The following is an 18,301-nucleotide window of genomic DNA, read 5'->3' as shown; positions in this document are numbered from 1 at the left end:
CCTCCAGACGGGAGCCTGCACTGCCGCAGAGCCGCCGAAACGATACGCCGGGATCCCGAGCCGCCCGGCCCTTCCCGGAAGCGGGAATCATGTCAGTCCCCCCATTTCTGTCAATGCCACGCTGCGGCAATGCCGCAATTTCGACGCTTTTTCGTCATCGAGGCGGGCGCCCGAGCTCACGGACGCAACGGAACGTCAGCCCCGTTCCGCGGGTGAAGGCATGGAGTCCTCCTCGGGACGCCGCGCGCGGCCAGGTTCGGTCCGTGATCCACGAGCCGGAGCGGGCCATGCGCCAGCCCGAGTCCGCCCGCTCCGTCCCCGCTGCAGGCTCCGGCTCGGCGTCGAGCTGGTCCCAAGTCTTGTCTCCGAACACGTCCGCCACCCACTCGCGCATGCCGCCCGCCATGTCCCGCACACCGTAGGGTGAGCAGTCCGTGGCGAAGGTCCCCACGGGCTCGGGCTGTTGGATGAACGGACGCGACTCGCGCATCAGACAGAACGTCGGATCGAAACGATCCCCCCAAGGGTAGGGCCGTCCGTCGGCGCCCCGCGCGGCCTTCTCCCACTCGACCTCCCGCGGCAAGCGAATGCGCGCTCCCCGGCGCGCCCCGAGCCAGCGGCAGTAGGCACGGGCGTCGAACCAATCGACCAAGCACACGGGCACGCGCCACAGGTGGCCTTCTTCGAGGGGGAAGAGCTTACGCGCCTCCCCCTCGATGATCTGCTCCATGGGCTCGAAGTGCCCGTTCCGTTGGCGGACGGCTGCCCCCTCCGAGCCTTTCATGTCGTGGGGTGAGCGCCGGAGCGCCTCCTCGGGGGAGAGCTCGTCGAGAAACGCACAGTAGTCCCGCATCGTGACGGGAAACTCCGCGATGGCGAAGTCCGGGACTTCGATCTCCTGCAGGGCGATGGGCTCGTAGGCTTCTCGATCGCCTCCCAAAGCCACTGCACCTCCTGGCACGTAGATGAACCCATCCCCGATCTCCTCTGGCCGGTACAGGTTCACCTTTGCTTCGTGGTGCACGCCGCGGCCGAGCAACACCGGGTAGCGCGCCTCGCCGTAGCCCGGAGCCTTGAGCGTCACCAGGTAGCTCCCGGGCTCCAGCGGCGCGGACTGAAACGGCGTCCGCCCCAGGTAGCGCTCCGCCCCCAAGGCTTGCACTCGATCGTGCTCGGCATAGCGCTGCACGAAGACCTGCGCGCCTTCCGGATTGCTGGATAGCGACAGGCTGGCGTCGGCTCGAATCAGCGCGGCGTAGTGGCCATCGTCGTGCTCGAGCAGCAACGCCTCGTAGTAGATTTGCGTCGCGCTGTGCCGCTCCTCCACCGCTTCCCGCGCGCGCGTCCAGTACAAATCTGCGAGTCCGGAGTGCGCTTCGGCACATTCCGCGTCGTAGCCGAGAGCCTTGGTAAATAGTTCGATGGCTTGGGCCAAGGCCAGCGCGCTGTCCCGTTCCGCCTCGGCTGCGCGATCTTCCAGCCGCCAGCCCACGCGCTTCTTGTCTACCGCCGCCCAGCCCGGAATGTCCTTCACCACGCGCCGAGCTTCCTCGGCGAGCCGGGTCTGCTCCGCTGATAGCTCGTGATAGCGCCGCACGGGCGCTTCCGCTTCGCGACACAAGCGCTGCGCCTCTTGGCGCCGCCGCTCGCGCTCCCGCGCGCCCTCCAGGTATTCCTCCACCAGCTCCGCCACCAGATCCGCCGACGCGGGTCGGTCCGCGGGATCCTTCGCCAACAGCGCGAGACACAGGTCCTCGAGCAACAGCGGGCAGTTGGCGGCCACCCGGCGTGGCGGCACGGGCTCTTTCTCGTAGGCAGCGACCAACGCCGCCGGATCCTTCGCGAAGCCGAAGGGATGTCGCCCCGTGAGGATCTCGTAGAGGATCACGCCGAGGGCGAACAAGTCGCTGCGGTGATCCACGATGTCCCATTTACCGATGGCCGCTTCCGGCGCCAGATAGCCCGGCGTGCCCCCGCTCGGCGACGTGAACGCCGGAGGTGGCGCCGAGTCCCCCAAGGTCTCGCGCACGCTGCTTTCCGCGTCCACCCGCGCGAGGCCCCAGTCGGCGAGGTACACCTCGCCGAAGTCGCCGAGCAGGATGTTGTCGGGCTTGATGTCCCCGTGCAGCACGCCGCGGGAATGCGCGTAGGCGAGGCCGCGGCACAGCTGCACGAAGGCGCCGAGCAGCCGCACCAGCGGCCATTGCTTGCGCAGCTCCGCGCGGTCCAGCACGTCCCCCAAGGACTGCCGCTTCACGACGCGCATCGTGTAGTACGGCTGACCGTCGGGCAGCGCGCCCAGATCGTAGACGGGCACGATGCTCGGGTGCTCGAGCTGCGCCGTGATGCGGGCTTCCTGCAGGAAGCGTCGGACCACCCGTGCTTCCGCGCCGACGCCTTGCTGCAAGGTCTTGAGCGCAACAGTGCGCCCAATCTCTCGGTCCCGACAGGCGACGACCTTGCCCATGCCGCCACGTCCGAGCGCCTCCACCAGCGCATAGCGCGGCCCGGAAAGGCGTCCCGGCAGTGCCCCGATGTCTCGACTCGCAGGCCCGTCGCTGCCGAACACGGAGCGTTCGCGCCCGGGCATCGTCGCTGGGGTCACGAAGTCCTCGGGCAAGGAGAAGTCGTCTTCGTCACTCGCCGGGCGGATGCTCACGTCGGGAAACACCGGTCGCGTCTCCGCACGCGTCGACGAAAGCGGCTGCGTGAGCCGCTCCGCCTTCTCCGGCGAGAGCACCTCCGAAAGCACCCGCTCTGGGGTGGCGCCCGCCGCTGCCGCACTCTTCGCCGCGAGCTCCCACACCTCTTCCGCGCTCAGGAGCCCACGCGCCAGCGCCTCCAAGGCGATGTCCCGAGTGTCGCGGTGTTTCATGCCCGGCTCCGCATCATGCGCGACGCACCCCAGGATTGAAAGCCCAGCGCAAAATGACGAAAGGCGCGAGCTCCGGGGCCGCGCCTTTCGTTTCACGACGGCTTTGCGCTACGGCGCAGGCGCCATCTCCATGATGTCCTGGGGGCTGTTCGCCGGATCACGCACCATGTCCGCAGCACACTGGTGTTGAGCCATCACCTGGATGATGGCGGTGAGCGCCTTGCGCTGCACCGACGGCGGGAACTGCGCGATCACGCGGTTCCAGACTCGCGTCAGGATCTTGCACGGGCTCGGCGGAAACTTCGGCTGCACCACGCCGGGCACGTACACGGTGTTGTCCTGCCGCTGGTACCAACCCACGGCCGGTACGCCATCCGGCACGCCGGCGATGATGTTGCTGTTCTTGTCGAAGGACACCATCGTGACGCGACCGGACTCCGCCTGCCCGCTGTGTCCAACACCAGCGAACAGAAGAATCACCATCGTGGCGATGAGTGCGGTCAGCCGATAGCGCGTCATGAAGACCCTCCTAGCGTGCGAGAGGATGCAGGGATTTCCCGAGGTTAGTTCAAAGTCTTACACGCAATGGTTTCGCCGCCCAAGGGAAAGGTTCAAAACGAGACGCACCTCCGCGCTCCCACATGTGCGCCAACGGTGCGCGCGTGTGAGCCGCGGAGCGACAATGTGTGTCGCGCGTTAGAGCTTCATTTCGCGGACGTCTTTGGAGACGGTGAGGGGCGGCTCGGTCTTCTTGACCACTTCCTCCGCGCTCACACCGGGCGCTACTTCAGTAAGCACCAGGCCGCCTTCCGTAACGTCAATCACGGCCAGATCCGTGATGATGCGGTGCACCACTCGCTTGCCGGTGAGCGGCAACGAGCACTCTTTCAGGATCTTGGGAGCGCCCTTCTTGTTCACGTGCTCCATGATCACCACGACGCGCTTGGCGCCGTGCACCAGATCCATGGCGCCGCCCATGCCCTTGACCATCTTCCCGGGAATCATCCAGTTGGCGAGATCGCCGTCTTTGCTGATCTCCATGGCACCAAGGATGGCCAGGTCGATGTGACCGCCGCGAATCATCGCGAAGGACGTGGCACTGTCGAAGATGGCCGAGCCCGCGAGCATGGTCACCGTCTCTTTGCCGGCGTTGATGAGATCCGCGTCCTCGTCTCCCTCCACCGGGAAGGGACCGATGCCCAGCAGGCCGTTCTCGCTCTGCAGCATCACCTCGACGCCGTCGGGAATGTAGTTGGCCACCAGGGTCGGCATGCCGATGCCCAGGTTCACGTAGTAGCCGTCCCGGAGCTCCTGGGCGGCGCGCTGTGCAATCTGCTCTCGCGTCAGCATGGGCTCCTCCTTCACTGTCCCGCGCGGGGCCGCACCGTGCGGCGTTCGATACGCTTTTCGTGCTTGCCCACCACCACGCGCTGCACGAAAACGCCCGGCGTGTGGATCTGGTCCGGATCGAGCTGGCCCACCTCCACCACCTCTTCCACCTCGGCGATGGTCACGCGCCCCGCCATGGCGCACAGCGGGTTGAAGTTCCGGGCTGTCTTTCGGTACATCAGGTTGCCGTAGCGGTCCGCCTTCCAGGCTTTCACGACGGCGAAGTCTCCGGTGATGCCGCGCTCCATCACGTAGGGCCGGCCGTCGAACTCCCGCGTCTCCTTGCCCTCGGCCACCTTGGTGCCGTAGCCCGCGGGCGTGTAGAACGCCGGAATGCCGGCGCCGCCGGCGCGCAGCCGCTCCGCCAGCGTGCCCTGGGGCACGAGCTCCACCTCCAGCTCGCCGGACAAGAACTGTCGCTCGAACTCCTTGTTCTCACCGACGTAGCTCGACACCATCTTCTTGATTTGCTTGGGGCCGAGCAGCAGGCCCAGGCCGAAGTCGTCCACGCCGCAGTTGTTGCTGACGACCACCAAGTCCTTGACGCCCTTGTCGCGCAGCGCAGCGATGCACAGCTCCGGAATGCCACACAGGCCGAAACCGCCGGCCAGGATCGTGGCGCCGTCCGGAATGTCGGCGATCGCTTCCGCCGCACTCTTGACCAGCTTGTCCATGGCTCCGACGTAACATTGCCCCCCTCGGGGCGGCAAGCGGCGCGCGTCAGGGCAGAAAGCCCAGCGCCGCCCGCTGTGACGGCCGCGTGCGCGTGTCGCCGCGGCGCCAAATCAGCCCGTCGAGAACGTAGTGCGTGCCCTGGGGCACCGTGAGCAACGGAACGACCAGCGCGAGCGCGATGGCTCCGAGATCGACGTGGCCCGCGCCGAACAACCAAACCCTCTCATGCCAGACCAGGCGATCCCAGGCCATCTCTTCCAGAAACGCGACGATCAACAAGAGGCCGAGGAAGGCCCCCACCCCGCCGGCGACGATCTGCGAGCCCAGGCGCGTCGGCGCTTCCTTCCGCCGGGCACGGGCGTAGAACCAGAGCAGACCGAAGTAGGGCACACCGTGCACGATCACGTTGGTGACCGTGAAATCGAAGTCGCTGTTGGTGACGACGATGCCCACGTACCAGATGGCCGCCGTGGTCGCGACCACCACGATCTTTCCCGTGTGCACCACGCTCTGGGTCAGCGCCAGCTGCAGCTGCCGGAGCGCGAAGGCCACCAGCAGCGCGAGCCACACCAGGCGACCGGGCCCCACCCAGCTCGACGCCAGGCGCGACAGATCCACGAAGTCCCCGGGCATGAACCAAGCGAAACGCGTGGACGACAGCCGCGTGTGCCAATCCAGCACCGGGTACAACGTGCAGACGTACACCGTGGCGTCGTCGAGCACGCGATCCAAGAGCCCCCTCTGCCCCGCCCGGGCGCGGTACACCGCCACCCAACCGACCTGCTGGCGAATGAAGTGAAACAGCGCGAGGTACGCGAGCACGCGCCAGAACACCATCGGACCCGCGAGATACAGCGCCACGCCGGCGGCGTAGACCAACACCGGTATGCCGGCGTAGCGCACGGGGTGGCGCCGGAGCTCGCCGCCATCGAGATAGGTGCGAAACAGCGTGGAGTGCACGTGCGCCACGTCCACCGCGAGCACGAACACGAGCCAGCCCCACTCCGGCAGCGGCCCCGGCGAGAATCCCAGCGCCCGCGCCGCAGCCACCACACCGAGTGCCAACACGGCGCTGCCGCCGAACAGCGCGAGATCCACCGTCGGGCTCCACAGCCAGGGCCCGAAGTCGATGCGCGCCGGTGCGCGGCTCTCAGCAAGCGCCGTCATCCGGCATCAGGTTAGACGAGCACTCACCAAGAGCAAGCCTGACGAGATCCTGTCGGTTCGCCGCGGTACCTCACGCTGCGATGCGCAGGGCGCGTCACTCGGAGAACGCGTCGAAGTCGCGGCCCAACGCGCGGAGGCACTCTTCCGCGGCGCGGACGCCGTGATCCTGCGCTTCCTCGAACAGCGCGACGCCGGAAAGATCCGAATGGGCGAAGTGCACGCGGCCGAAGGGCTCGCGCGCCTTGGCGCGGGCGCCGCCCCAGATGAGCCCCGGCGTGGGGCGCACCATCGCGTGGCCCCAACGCCACACATCGATGCGTTCGAGGGCGTCTGCCAAGCCCGAGTGCGCAGGCTCGAGATCTGCGAGGATGGCGCGACAGAATCCGGCGTGCTCCCCGGCGGCCAGGGTTTCCCTCGCCTTCTTGGGGTCCGAATCCGTGAGCGGCATGTAGTACGTCCACACCGTAGGGCCGTAGTCGCTCAGCCGTTGGTGAGTGGCGACCACGTAGCCCAAGGATGGGCTGTCGTAGATCACGTTGTCCCAGCTGGGGCCGAAGCCGGCGTAGCGCGGCCGGCGGGAGAGATGCAGGTTCGCGACCATCCACACGCCGTAACCGAAGGCCTCCAGGTGCTTCGGTGGCTTGTCGCGAAACGGCCGCAGGATCCGCGGCACGATGAACTTGGGAATGGCCAGGATCGCGTGCTCGGCCAGGTAACGCGTGAGCTTCTGCGTCTTGGTGTCCAGCACGCTGAGCTCCACGCCGCTCTCGCTCGGCACCACGTCCGTCACCAGCTGGCCGAGCTTGACGCGGGCACCCGCCACGGAAGATAGATGCCGCACGATGTGCCCGTTGCCCTCCGGCCAGGTGAGGAAGGGCTCGGACTCCTCCCGCGGCTTGGGCACCCGGGAGCAGAAGTAGAACAAGAGGGCCCACGCGCTGGTGTCCGCGAGGCTCAGGCCGTAGTCGTCGCGGCAGGCATACTCCAGATACCAGCGCAGCACCTTGGACGTGAGCCCCCGGTCCGACATCCAGCGCTCGGCGGAGATGCGATCCAGCTCCGTGACCTCGGCGGCGTCGGAGCAGTGACGCACCGGCAGGGTGAAGGCCCGGCGCCCCTTGCCATCGCGCCACGAAACCCAGCGGTCCACCTCGCGCTGGAAGCGCTCGAGCTGCTTGGCGTCGTCGTCGGTGGCGATGGCGTGCGGGAAGAGTCCTTGGTGCCAGGCGCCATCTACGAACACGCGCTCTTCCGGCTCCCGCACCAGCTGGGTCTCGCGAGCGCGGGGCTCCGGCTCCAGCGACTCGAAGACGTCCATCTCCGAGAGCAACGTGACGAGGGCGCGGTTGTCCTTGGTGGGCAAGGGCACGTAGTGCGCGCCCCACGGGTGCGGCACCACGCCATCCGTACCGAAGGCGCTGGTGCCGCCCACCTGCCCTTCCAAGTCCAACACCACGTAGTCCTGGTAGCCGAGGCGGCTCATGCGCCATGCCGCGGAGAGTCCGCTCGGCCCCGCTCCCACGATCGCCACGCCCACCTTCACCGCCGCACCGCCGGCGTGCTCCACCGTCGCGTCTCGGAGGCGATGCCCCACGGGCATGCTCGCCCCGCGAATGCTGCCGGGCACGGTGCGCTCGCGCTTCTTGCACGAGCCCACGAGCGGCGCGCCCAACATCAGGGCGAGCAGATCACGACGCGAGACGGACACGGCGCCGCAGGGTAGCGCGGCGCACGCCCGCTCTCCAGCTCCAACCACGCAAACACTAACGCATGCCGCTGAGCTAGACGGCCAGTACCGCGCCCGCGTCTAGCGGCCCAAGCTACTGATACAGCAGGCTCGTGTTGTAAATGGAGGTGTACGCTCCGTTGTCACCACCTGTAACCAAAACGGTAGACGGATTCGTGGCGACAATTTGCGCAGCGTGGGATTCAATGCCGGGCACGCTCGCCGGGAAGGTCGATGACGTGCTGGCGCCGGAGTCGGTATTGATCGCATAGGCGTTCGCCAGCACTCCAGAGAGCCCCATGCCTCCCACGAATAGTATGGTCCGGTTGTCCGCCAGCAGGGTAGCGGTATGCGCCATGCGCCAGTCGCCAACCCACCCGTAGGTTGACCAAGTCGCCGTCGCGCGATTGTACCGCTGGAGTGTCCGTTGGGGTCCGCCGTTCCTTCCCCCACCAACGAAGACGTCATACTGGTATGTCCCAGCGAGGACCTGTGTAGCAGTGTGTTGAGCTACCGGGATCTGCATACTGCCAGCAGCGACCCATTGGTTCGTGGAGGGTTCGTAGCGTTCTGCCGCCGAGATGGACTGTAACCCCTCCACCGAAGGCGTAGTGCTTTCGGGTAGGCGGGGGTCGCCGGACGTGCATGGTGACGCTGGGAGCGTGCCGTGGTTGCGTGGGTGGCATGAGGCTGCCGCTGGAAGGGACGCTGCTGGAGAAGCTGCGGAAGATCGAGGCGCTACACGCCGGGACGAGAGTCGATGGCGAGCGTGAGGCGGCACGTCGGGCAGCAGAGCGGATCCGCGAGCGGCTCGCAGAGGTGCGGGGTCGCGAGCGGGAAGAGGTGATGCAGTATTCGCTCCCGGATCCGTGGAAGCGGAAGTTGTTCGTGGCGCTGTGCCGACGCTACGGGCTTCGGCCGTATCGGGAACGAGGGCAGCGCTACAGCACGGTGTTGTTGAGAGTGCCGAAGACGTTCCAGGATCGGACGCTGTGGCCGGAGTATGTGGCGCTTGCGGAGGAGCTGGGTGCGCACCTGCAGGAGCTGACGGACCGGGTGATCCGCGAAGCGATCGATGAAGATGTCAGCGAGGCTTCGGACGGAGAGCCAACGGGGATGTTGAGTGACGGCGGGGGACGTCAAGCGGGCAGTGCTGGGGGCACGACGTAGTCTGGCAAGGTAGCCGGGTCGCCAGCGTGCAACTCCGGGTACGCGGCAAGCATCCGGTCGGGCAGCAAGTCACGGAGCTTGCTTTGGGGAAAGCCACGCACGATGAGCTTGGTTACGAGATGCAGATACGCACGAGGGTTGACCTCGTGAGCGATGCAGGTGGCGATGATGGTGAGGATGTCGGCGGTGCGGTTGCCGCCGTCGTCAAGCCAGGTGAAGAGCCAGTTTTTTCTTCCGAGAACGAGCCTGCGTAGCTCACGCTCCCGTCTGTTGTTTGTGAGTGCGATGTTGCCGTCTTCGAGGAACAGGGTCAGTCGCTTCCACTGTCGATCCAGGTAGCCGAGAGCACGCCCGAGAGGCGTCTTGGGTGGGGTGATGTCGCGGTGCTCGTCAATCCAAGCGCGGAGTGCATCGACGACTGGCTGGCTATGCTCGCGTCGCCGTGCGAGTCGCTGTTCCGCGGTGTCACCGGCGAGTTTGGAAGCACGCTCGATTTCGAAGAGCGGCTTGATGAGGCGCAGGCCATCGAGTGCAATGGCGTCGCCGCCGCGTGCCGCTTCGACGAGACCCCTTCTGCCGTGCGCCATGCAGCCGGGACGCTTGCCGCCGGCGCGCTCGATGCAGTTGGTGACGCTGGTGCCGTCGCACTGGACGACACGGCAGAGATCATCGTCGAGAAAGTCACGCACGCTCTGGGTGTCCCCTCGCGCCGCATAGAAGAAGCTGACCCAGCAAGCGTTGGTCCAGCACCACATGGTGCCGCTCCGAATGCCTTCTGTTACGCTGCGGTCGAGTATCGGGATGCCCGTCGCGTCAGTGCCGAGGTAACCAGGAGCGCGGGTCCGCTCGACGATGAGCTGCGCGATGGGCCGCAGCAGCTCGATGTGGGCGTTGACGCTGCGTCCGAGGGTCTGCGGCGTAATTTCGACGCCCGCGCGGCCGAAGCGCGTGCACTGTCGCTCGATGGGCTGATGCTCGATGTACTTGTCGCAGGTCGCCTCGACGATCAGGGTGTCGCCGAGTTTCCCCCGCTCGACGATCGCACCAGGAGGCGCTGCAGAAACGATGGTGTCATCGTTGGGGCAAGCAACGGTCTCGTCCACACGCTGCTCGATGATGAGCCGCGCCGGGATCACGTTGATCATCTCGCACACGGAGTGACTTACGGTATTCATCTCCGCACCGCACAATGGGCACACCCGCAAATCGGGCGACACGGGGTTGGGCACGGGAATACGCGGGATGTGCTTGGGGAACTTCCCGCGTCCGCCCCCACCCCGGCGCTGATTTTGGGAGGCCGGTCCGGGGTCCTTCTTGCGCTTCGCCTTGGGGGCAACCAGCCCCTCCAGCGGCAAGAGGAGCTGGCGCTCCAGGCGCTCCAGGGTCTCGGAGCGGGGTCGCTTGCGGGTGAGATGCGCAACCCGTGCGAGGAGCTGTGCGTTGATGTCGCGCATGCGCCCGATCAGTCCGATGATCGCAATGACGAGCTCGACAAAGCGCATCGTGGCGATCATCTGCTCGAGCCAGACACGCAGCTCGGCGAGGTCGGGCGTGTATGCGGATGTCGGCGACCGTTTGCTCATCCAACGCGTTAGACGCGTCAGGGCCCCGACAAAGTCACCCGGCAGCAGAAGAAATTTGCGCGAGTGCTGCTCGCGGCACTGCGCGTCGCGGCTCCCACCGGGGACGTCGTCGGGCCCCAGCAAGGTCGATTCCTTCGATGATCAGCGCCAGCTCGGCGGCCTCGAGCGAGCGGGCGGCGAAGTTACCATCGGCCGAGAAACCCGGGCGAAATCGCCCGCGCTCGAGGCGTTTCGTCCACATCGCGATACCGTCCCGATCCCAGTAGACGATGCGTACACGGTCAGAGCGTTTGGTGAAGAAGATGAACAGGTGCCCGCTGAAGGGATCGTAGCCCAGCACATCCCGGATCAGGGCCAACAGGCTATCTGGGCCTTTGCGCCCATCGACAGGTTGAGTCGCCATGAACAGTCGCACGCTGGGCGGCAGGCTCAGCACTGGCGCTGCTCCAAAGCAGAGAGCCAACGAACCAGCGCTCGCTCATCCAGGCTGGCCGGGAAACGCAGCACACGCCCCGACAAGAGCACGACCTCGAGCTGGGCCGCGGCCCCCAACCCGCTGGCAGACAACTCCACAAACTTAGGGCCGCTCTTCTTTCTCGCCTTCTTCCCCTGGCGCTCACGCCACCAGTAGAGCCTCTGCGCATTGATGCCCTCGCGTTGCGCAAACTTGCGCGCGGACAGCCCCGATGCGTCGAGCCGTCGCAGCATCTCTTCGGCTTCCCGGGCGCTCCATCGTTGACGTCCCGCACCAACCCCTTGCTTCGCATTCGCCATCCCCCCTCTCCTGCCACCCGGCAGGCCCGATCGTCCAGACGCCGTACGTGGAGGGGTTACGATGGACTGGTTGCCACTGTCAACGCCCCCGGCAACGAGAACGGGCGTCTGGGAGGCGTTGTAGGTGGGAACGGTCGTGAATATTGTCGTCGCCGTGTGAAGTGCTCGTGCCGTGCTCATAGATGCGAGCGAGCTCCACGCCCCGCCCCACGACAGCCCTTCCGCGGAAGCCAGCAGCGTTCCGCTGGAGTTCACACCACCGGCTACAAGAAACTTGCCCGCGTCATACCTCGCAACCGCCGCACCCACACGAGCAGAGTTCATTGTCGGGCCCGCAGACCAAGTTCCCGTACTGGCGCTGAATATCTCGCACGTCGCTAGCGCGTTGTTCGAAGAGCCAAACCCGCCGATCGCCATGACGGAATTCGACAGATAAACGTTCCCTCCTCCGCTCAGGTCTGCGTAAGCCATCGCCGAATGGAAGTAGCGCGCAGTAGCCATACTCCCCGTGATCGTCCACGTACCCTGAACGCAACCAATCCCGCTCGAGCAGTACAGTTCGGCAGAACTGAGCACCCCGGACAGGTTGGCTCCGCCGGCAACGAGAACACGAGTCCCCGCGCCCTTCATAACGTGAAGCGTCCGGGGTACCGCCATCGCGGTTGTCTGACTCCAGCTAGGATCGACCAGGATCGGATAGGCTAGCTCGCCGTCGTCCCAACTCACGGCGAGCACGCAATCCCTCGCACCCGGGGCAGTGACGGGGCGCCCCCACGGTGCGGCGGGATTCCGATCCACCGCACAACCACTCACGTGCAATCGGGCATTTCGTAACCGTCTCCATTCGGACGCCTAGCGCGTAGTTGCCGAAAATTGCATCGTGCGAGCCGCACGATGCAGAGCGGAGGAGCAGGCAAGCCGAAAAAATGGGCGGTTTCAGTCAGGGGCCGCGTCGGGCGGTTTCCACTGATCGGGCAGCAGCTCTTGGATTCGACTTGCCGGGTGCTTCTGCACGCGGATGAGCACATCGGTGAGGTAGTCGATGGCGTTGACGCCGTGTTTTTCGCAGCTCGCGACGAGGGAGTAGAGCACAGCGAAGTTCTGGCCGGCGTTTTCGTGCCCGAAGAACAGGTAGTTAGACCGACCGAGGGCAATGCGGCGAAGCGAAGCCTCGGCAATGTTGTTGTCCGGCGGAATTGTCGCGTGTCTCAGGAACACGCCGAGCTCGCGGAAGTACTTGAGGAGGTAGCCGATGGCTCGGCCCATGCCCGAGCGCGGAGGAAACGAGCCGCGATGCCGTCGGCCCCAGCACAAAAGCTGTGCGAAGAGCGGACGGGACTTGGACACGCGCATCTGGAGATGGGCATCAGTGCCGATGATGCTTGCGGCTTTCGCGTCCGCCTCAAGCTTGTAGATCTCGCTGATCAGGTCGAGGGCTTCAGCAGCTTCGGGATGCTCTTTCTGCTCGAAGATCTTGCGCCGAGCGTGAGCCAAGCATCCGGCGCGCTGGCGGCGTCCGGCCGAGGTGACCTTGTTGTAGCCGGTGTACTGGTCAACGACCAAGCGCCCGGTCGAATCGCCTAGGACGCCTTCCGGCACGCTGCCGCTGCGGGTGGTGGCGTAGCGGTACACGACGAAGGTCGGCGTGACGAAGGTCCACATGAACGCACGCTTGTCCAAGTCTTGCTGCCGGGCGCTGGTTTCGTCGGCGTGAACGTCAGCAGCCGCCGGCACGTCCTTCAGCATCTCGTTGTACAGAGGGGTGAGCTCCTCTGCGCCGCGATGTACCAGCGAGCACATGGTGCTGCGCGACATCGGGATCTTCAGATTCCGATAGGTCTTTTCGAGCCGATATTGCGGGTTAGTGTCGCCACATTTGTTGACGATGAGGTGCGCGATGAAGCTCGGCGCGTAGCGGATCTTCTCGCCCACGCGATCGGGCGCAGGCGCGGTAACGATGTGCCCGCAGCGACAGGAGCCGGTCTCGCGCATGTAGACGTTGCGGCGGAAATGACCCGACACCCACTCCCAAACAACCGACGGCTTACCCTTGCCGACCTTACGCAGCTTGGGGTTGCCACATCGAGGGCACGTGCAGGCTTCCGGTGGAAGTGGCACGGGCACCACTTGAGTTTCGACGCGGTCCTCACGCTGCTTTCTACGGGCACTGCGCTTTTTCGCGGCTTGTCCCGGCGCGTTTTGCTTGGCCGCTGGCGGCGGCATTTTGGATTTCTTGCGCCGCTCGCTCTCGTGGCCTCGGCGAAGCCGCTCGAGAGTGTCGAGCTTGTCCGTGACGGTGCTGAGCTTCTGCGTCAGCTCCTCGAGCAGCTTCTCTTGAGCTTCGAGCTTGTCTTGCTGCGCTCTGGCGTATTGTTTCCAGCCGCAGTCGTGATCGTCGGGAGGCGGGACCAACCCCTAGGGTTGATCACATCGAGGCTGACTTGTCGATCCCTGAAATGCCCGCACGTGTCTTTTTTACGCCGGGCGCCCAGGGCGTTGGTCGCTGAACCCGGGCTACGTCGATCCCGTCGAGCAGCATCGCGAGCTCCGTGGCGTCCATCTGTACGGCTCGACCGTCGGCGGTCACACGAGGCATGCGGAATCGCCCGCGCTCCAGGCGCTTGTAGTACAGCACCAGCCCGCCGCGATCCCAGAACAAGATCTTGCAGCGGTCGAGTCGCCGCCCGAGGAAGACGAACAGGTGCCCGGCGAACACGTCCAGGCCCCACTGGCCCTGCACTGTAGGGTCTCACGTTCGGTCGTGATCCCCCGGCGTGTTCTTCCCGGCCGATGCGCTCGTTGGTCGTAGTGAGACGGGGAGGGATTCCGGAGAGGTTCGCCGTTGTTCTTTCCTGGGAGGCGGACCCGCGGGACGCTGATCGCCGAAAGGTTGGTCCGCTGCGTTGCCGCGCACGGACCCGGCCGGCAGGATCGTGCAGATTCGTTGGGATACGACCCTTACCAGCGAGCAGTACGTTACGCAGGAGGCGTGGCGCTGCGCAACTTTGGAGCAATGCCCGCTGCATCCCGAGGGCGATTGTGGCCTGGTTGGGCACGGGAGCTACACGCGCAAGAGCCCGACTGGCGTGCGGGTCGCGCGGTTGCTGTGTCCCAAGTCAGGGGTCACCATCAGCCTGCTGCCCGACTTTCTCGCTGCCCGGATGCCTGGGACGCTGGAGGAGATAGAGGGGGTTGTCGCCGCGGCGCAGGCAGCCAGGACGACGGAGGGAGCAGCCGCCCTGCTGCGCCCCGCCGAGTCCGGCGAAGTGGTCACGCTACCGTCGGTGCTGCGCTGGTTGCGCCGACGTATGATAGCCGTCGAGGCGGGGCTGCTGGCTGCGGTGACGTCACTGCCGGTGCTGTCCGGCTGCGCGCCGACGATCGTCGCCGTGCGTGAGCGGCTCGGCGTGGTGAGCGCGCTCGTCGCGCTGCGCAGACTCGCGTCCCACCTGCTGCGGACATTGCCCGCGCCGCTCGGATTCGGAGCCCGGGCGCGCAGGCGACCGGAGCGTGCTGTTGGGCACCCACACGACATGGGGCCGGACCCGCCGGAGCGGGGCCAGTAGCTCCTGGGGCGCACCCCGGAAGGACCGGGGCGCACACCCAGGAGCAGACCATGACAACAGAAAAGCCCCGACCGCCCAGGACCCATGGTGCGCCGCCGATCACCCTCAGCGAGCACGAGCAGGCCGATGCGGAGCGCCGCCAACAGATCGCTCTGTTCCGGTACGGCGTGATCGCCGACCTCATCCACCTCGAGCCCGGTCACCGCGGCTTGTACGCGCTCTTGCGCGACAAGGCCGCGCGGGAGTGGGACATCCCCGGCACGCTCCGGCGCCGCGTCGAGGCGGAGACGATCCGCGGCTGGCTGCGCGACTATCGGCGCGGCGGCTTCGACGCTCTGCTACCCAAGGCTCGCAAGGATCGAGGCTCGGCACGCGCCATTCCGCAGTGCGTCGCCGACGTGTTGTGCGAGACCAAGGACCAGCATCCCGACTTCAGCGTCGCGCTCGTGATCGAGCACGTTTCGAGGTTCGCTCGGATACCCGACGACGTCGTGCTCGCACCGTCCACCGTGCACCGCTTGTTAGCGCGTGCAGGCCTGATGCAGAAGAAGCCGGGGGAGCCGACCAGCAACGACCGCCGGCGCTTCTCGTTCGACCAGGCCGGCGAGCTGTGGATGAGCGACGTGATGCACGGCCCCTCCGTGCGCATCGAGGGGCGACAGCGCAAGAGCTATCTGCTCGCGATGATCGACGACGCCACGCGCATCGTCCCCTATGCTAGCTTCGCGCCGAGCGAGAGCGTCGCGGCGTTCCTGCCGGTGTTCGAGCAAGCCATCCGTCGCCGCGGTATCCCCAAGCGCCTGTACGTCGACAACGGCGCTGCCTTCCGCTCGCGCCACCTCGCCCTCGTCTGCGCCAAGCTGGGCGTCACCCTCATCCACGCCCGCCCCTATACGCCCCAGGGCAAGGGTAAGATGGAGCGCTGGTTCCGCACGGTACGCATGAGCCTGCTCGTGCAACTCGGCGCCGACGACACCAAGTCCATCGAGGCGCTCAATCGCCGCCTCTGGGCCTGGATCGAGGGCGAGTACCACCAGAGCCCCCACCGCGGTCTCGACGGCGAGGCGCCCGCCGACCGCTGGGCAGCCCGCTCCAGCGACGTGCGCCTCGCCGACCCAGGCGTCGCCGACCTGTTCCTGTTCGAGCAGAAACGCCGGGTGCAGTCCGACCGCACCGTCTCCCTCGATGGTGTCGTCTACGAGGTCGACGCCGTGCTCGTCGGCGACACCGTCGTGCTCCGTTACGACCCCTCCCGTCCCCGCGACCGTCGCAACGTCCAGGTGTGGCATCGCGGCAGCCAGATCCAGCTCGCCAAGCGCGTCGATGCCTACGCCAACTGCTTCGTCCGTCGCAACGGCGACCGCCGCATGCCCGTCGCCGACACCCCGCCCGACCCTCCCGCACAGGGTCTGCGCATGAGCGACTTCCAGTCCAACGCGGCCGACGACGACAAGGCGGTGAAGTGATGTACCGCAAGCATTTCGGCCTCACCCGCCACCCCTTCGGCAAGGCCATCGAGCCCGACGAGCTGTTCCCCTCCGGCTCCCTCCGCGAGTTGGAGGCGCGCCTCGCTCACCTGCTGGATCTACGCGGCATCGGCATCGTCACCGGCGAGAGCGGCAGCGGCAAGACCACCGCTTGTCGAAAGGTCGTCGCTGGACTGCACGCCGGTTTGCACCGCGTTCTGTACGTCTCGCTCTCCACGGGCAACGTCATGGACCTCTACAAGACCATCGCCTGGGAATTCGGCCTGCCCACCGAGCGCAACCGCGCCGCACTCTTCCGCCAGATCCGCGCCGAGGTGACGCGCCTCTCGGGCGAGGCGCGCCAGAAGCCCTTGCTCATCGTCGACGAGGCCCATCATCTGCGCAGCGACGTGCTCGAGGATCTGCGCTTGCTCACCAACTACTCGATGGACTCCGACAACCGCCTCTGCCTGCTCCTCGTCGGTCACCCCGAGCTCCGGCGCAGGCTCGGCATGGCCGTGCATGAGGCGCTCTCCCAGCGCGTCGTCGTCCGCGCACACATCGCCGGTCTCTCTCGCGACGAGCTCGGCCCCTACCTCGCACACCTCCTGCGCCTCGCCGGCACCGAGCTGCCGCTCTTCGAGCCCGCAGCCCAGGAGGCGCTCTACCAGGCAAGCAGCGGATTGCCCCGCAAGGTCAACCTCGTTGCCCACCACGCTCTCATGGCCGCCGCGCTCGCCAAGACCAAGGCTGTCGCCGCGGAACAGGTCCAGGCTGCCATGGCGGAGGTGTCGTGATGAATCCCAGGCTCATCCGCCATTGCCACATGATCGAGGACCCCATCTTCGGCGCAGCGGCGGTCACCTGCGCCGCACGGCAGACCCTCTCGGCGGCGCTCGAGAGCCGCCACCCGCGCCTTCCGCGCGACCCGTTGTCCCTCGCATCCGGCGACTCGATGTTGCGACAAGCGCAGTCCATCACCGCCTTGTCGACCGCGCTCCAGCTCGCCGTCACTGACTACCTCGGCTCGCTCCACGACATGATCGCTCACCGCGACGACATCCCCTTCTGACCGCCCTGTCGCTCCGCTACGACGGAAGCCCGGCGGCATTAGCCGCCGGGCTTCCTGCATTCAAACCATGCTCCCTTGCCTCTAACCCTGCCCCGCAATCCGGGAATCCACCGGTCGCCCGCGGGCGCTCTCCGCGACAATCAAGCGGTGGGACAGCGCGGGAAACAACACCCTGCACGATCTTGCTGAGCCCGTCGTGCCCGCGGCGTAGATCCACCGGCTCTACGGCGAGGTAGATCTTGACGCTCGGCGGCAGCGTCAGCACGGGCGCTCAGCCAGCGCCCGCAGTACCCCAGCAATGAACTCAGGATCGCAATCTTCGCGGAATTGCAGGCTCATCGAGCCCACTTGCACCGACAGCGCTGGCGTCGCGTCATCCGTACGCACCGGCAACACTTTGACGTCGCCCCGGCCGCCACCGGCCCGACGTGACTTGTACAGGTGGTACTTCAGCGCCGCCAGCGTCACGCCGTGCTGCTTCGCCACCACCGTCAGTGGTCCCTGCGATTTCTCTGCCACCGCCACGATTGCCGGCCAATTCTTGCTCACACGTCGTGCCATCACGCGCGAGCATCGGCGGCCTGGCCCCAGCCGTGAAGGGCGTCCATATCTGGACGGTTACGGCATTTCGGGTAACACCGCGCGAGTCACTCAGCCACGGCGGCGATACCCGGAGTACGGGGCTACCAGACGGGTCGATAAACTCAAGCGTGTCGGCAACCAACCGCAACCCAGCGATCCCCGAACCTAGATGCACAGCATACTGCAGACGGTTTCGCGGAACCGGATGAGCTAGCAACAAATAGTCTTCCGTGCCGGCCTTCGTCACACGGTGAAG

At 66.4% G+C, this 18,301-nt stretch carries 17 protein-coding genes and 1 pseudogene; 5 read left to right on the top strand and 13 right to left on the bottom strand.

The window, feature by feature from the left end; genetic code table 11:
* Window positions 1–154: 154 nt before the first annotated feature.
* The 7 genes from H6717_07255 to H6717_07225 form a co-directional block, all read right to left on the bottom strand.
* Window positions 155–2,875 (bottom strand): SUMF1/EgtB/PvdO family nonheme iron enzyme, encoded by a 2,721-nt coding sequence (locus H6717_07255; protein MCB9576806.1) that lies wholly within the window; start codon window positions 2,873–2,875, stop codon window positions 155–157.
* A gap of 108 nt (window positions 2,876–2,983) precedes the next feature.
* Window positions 2,984–3,394, bottom strand: coding sequence for a hypothetical protein (locus tag H6717_07250; protein ID MCB9576805.1), 411 nt, complete (start codon window positions 3,392–3,394; stop codon window positions 2,984–2,986).
* Between the two features lie 177 nt (window positions 3,395–3,571).
* Window positions 3,572–4,225, bottom strand: a complete 654-nt coding sequence (locus H6717_07245; GenBank protein ID MCB9576804.1) for a CoA transferase subunit B — start codon at window positions 4,223–4,225, stop codon at window positions 3,572–3,574.
* 11 nt (window positions 4,226–4,236) lie between these two features.
* Window positions 4,237–4,938, bottom strand: coding sequence for a CoA transferase subunit A (locus H6717_07240; protein MCB9576803.1), 702 nt, complete (start codon window positions 4,936–4,938; stop codon window positions 4,237–4,239).
* Between the two features lie 46 nt (window positions 4,939–4,984).
* Window positions 4,985–6,106, bottom strand: a complete 1,122-nt coding sequence (locus H6717_07235) for a hypothetical protein (protein ID MCB9576802.1) — start codon at window positions 6,104–6,106, stop codon at window positions 4,985–4,987.
* Window positions 6,107–6,200: 94 nt separating this feature from the next.
* Window positions 6,201–7,814, bottom strand: a complete 1,614-nt coding sequence (locus tag H6717_07230) for an FAD-dependent oxidoreductase (protein ID MCB9576801.1) — start codon at window positions 7,812–7,814, stop codon at window positions 6,201–6,203.
* Window positions 7,815–7,926: 112 nt separating this feature from the next.
* On the bottom strand, window positions 7,927–8,133 hold the full coding sequence (locus H6717_07225) for a hypothetical protein (GenBank protein MCB9576800.1): 207 nt from the start codon (window positions 8,131–8,133) through the stop codon (window positions 7,927–7,929).
* 383 nt (window positions 8,134–8,516) lie between these two features.
* On the opposite strand from H6717_07225, the pseudogene H6717_07220 reads away from it, so the two are divergent.
* A pseudogene (locus H6717_07220) lies at window positions 8,517–8,933 on the top strand (hypothetical protein).
* Window positions 8,934–8,971: 38 nt separating this feature from the next.
* Here H6717_07220 and H6717_07215 read toward each other — a convergent pair.
* From H6717_07215 to tnpB (H6717_07195), 5 genes are all read right to left on the bottom strand, one after another.
* Window positions 8,972–10,585 carry an IS66 family transposase gene (locus H6717_07215; GenBank protein ID MCB9576799.1) on the bottom strand — a complete coding sequence of 538 codons (1,614 nt, stop codon included), beginning with the start codon at window positions 10,583–10,585 and terminating at the stop codon, window positions 8,972–8,974.
* A gap of 34 nt (window positions 10,586–10,619) precedes the next feature.
* Window positions 10,620–11,021, bottom strand: coding sequence for an IS66 family insertion sequence element accessory protein TnpB (tnpB, locus tag H6717_07210; GenBank protein ID MCB9576798.1), 402 nt, complete (start codon window positions 11,019–11,021; stop codon window positions 10,620–10,622).
* Complete coding sequence (locus tag H6717_07205; protein ID MCB9576797.1) at window positions 11,015–11,830, bottom strand: hypothetical protein; 816 nt, start codon at window positions 11,828–11,830, stop codon at window positions 11,015–11,017. Before H6717_07205 ends, tnpB (H6717_07210) begins: the two co-directional genes overlap by 7 nt.
* Window positions 11,831–12,295: 465 nt before the next feature.
* Window positions 12,296–13,582 (bottom strand): IS66 family transposase, encoded by a 1,287-nt coding sequence (locus tag H6717_07200; GenBank protein MCB9576796.1) that lies wholly within the window; start codon window positions 13,580–13,582, stop codon window positions 12,296–12,298.
* 202 nt (window positions 13,583–13,784) lie between these two features.
* Window positions 13,785–14,099 carry an IS66 family insertion sequence element accessory protein TnpB gene (gene tnpB, locus H6717_07195; protein ID MCB9576795.1) on the bottom strand — a complete coding sequence of 105 codons (315 nt, stop codon included), beginning with the start codon at window positions 14,097–14,099 and terminating at the stop codon, window positions 13,785–13,787.
* 163 nt (window positions 14,100–14,262) lie between these two features.
* Between tnpB (H6717_07195) and H6717_07190 the strand changes: the two genes are divergently transcribed.
* The 4 genes from H6717_07190 to H6717_07175 are packed head-to-tail and all read left to right on the top strand — an operon-like array spanning window position 14,263 to window position 17,463.
* Window positions 14,263–14,925, top strand: coding sequence for a hypothetical protein (locus H6717_07190; protein ID MCB9576794.1), 663 nt, complete (start codon window positions 14,263–14,265; stop codon window positions 14,923–14,925).
* A gap of 50 nt (window positions 14,926–14,975) precedes the next feature.
* Window positions 14,976–16,391, top strand: coding sequence for a DDE-type integrase/transposase/recombinase (locus H6717_07185; protein ID MCB9576793.1), 1,416 nt, complete (start codon window positions 14,976–14,978; stop codon window positions 16,389–16,391).
* A complete protein-coding gene (locus H6717_07180; protein ID MCB9576792.1) occupies window positions 16,391–17,188 on the top strand; it encodes an AAA family ATPase in 798 nt (265 codons plus the stop codon). The genes H6717_07185 and H6717_07180 overlap by 1 nt, the downstream gene beginning before the upstream one ends.
* Window positions 17,188–17,463 carry a hypothetical protein gene (locus H6717_07175; GenBank protein MCB9576791.1) on the top strand — a complete coding sequence of 92 codons (276 nt, stop codon included), beginning with the start codon at window positions 17,188–17,190 and terminating at the stop codon, window positions 17,461–17,463. The genes H6717_07180 and H6717_07175 overlap by 1 nt, the downstream gene beginning before the upstream one ends.
* Before the next feature lie 258 nt (window positions 17,464–17,721).
* Here the strand turns inward: H6717_07175 and H6717_07170 are convergent, their stop codons facing one another.
* Window positions 17,722–18,012, bottom strand: coding sequence for a hypothetical protein (locus H6717_07170; GenBank protein ID MCB9576790.1), 291 nt, complete (start codon window positions 18,010–18,012; stop codon window positions 17,722–17,724).
* Window positions 18,013–18,301: the final 289 nt, after the last annotated feature.

The sequence above is a fragment of the Polyangiaceae bacterium genome (genome assembly GCA_020633235.1).
GTDB lineage: Bacteria > Myxococcota_A > Polyangia > Polyangiales > Polyangiaceae > JACKEA01.
This window is presented reverse-complemented; position numbering and strand designations above follow the sequence as displayed.